1 protein-coding gene is annotated in these 287 nt (G+C 67.6%); it reads left to right on the forward strand.

Features of this window, described 5'->3' with window-relative positions; translation table 11 throughout:
- On the forward strand, positions 1–287 hold a 287-nt coding region (locus tag KUG38_RS16735), incomplete at both ends, for an acyltransferase family protein (protein WP_216923545.1).

The raw sequence follows: 287 nt of genomic DNA on the forward strand, positions 1-287 counted from the left end.
TGCCTACCGGCCGGACATCGATGCGCTGCGGGGGGCGGCGATGCTGGCGGTGCTGGTGTTCCACCTGAACAAGGCCTGGCTGCCCGGTGGCTTCACGGGGGTGGACATCTTCTTTGTGATCTCGGGCTACGTGGTGATGGGCTCGCTGCTGGGGCAGGCGAGCAAGCCGCTGTGGCCGCGTCTGGGGAATTTCTACCTGAGGCGTGTGCGGCGTCTGCTGCCGAACCTGCTGGTGTGCCTGGGGGTGACGAGCCTGGGGGTGGCGATGCTGATCCCGCCGCTGGAGA

It is taken from the genome of Synechococcus sp. CCAP 1479/9 (genome assembly GCF_019038535.1).
In the GTDB taxonomy this organism is placed as follows: Bacteria; Cyanobacteriota; Cyanobacteriia; order PCC-6307; family Cyanobiaceae; genus Cyanobium.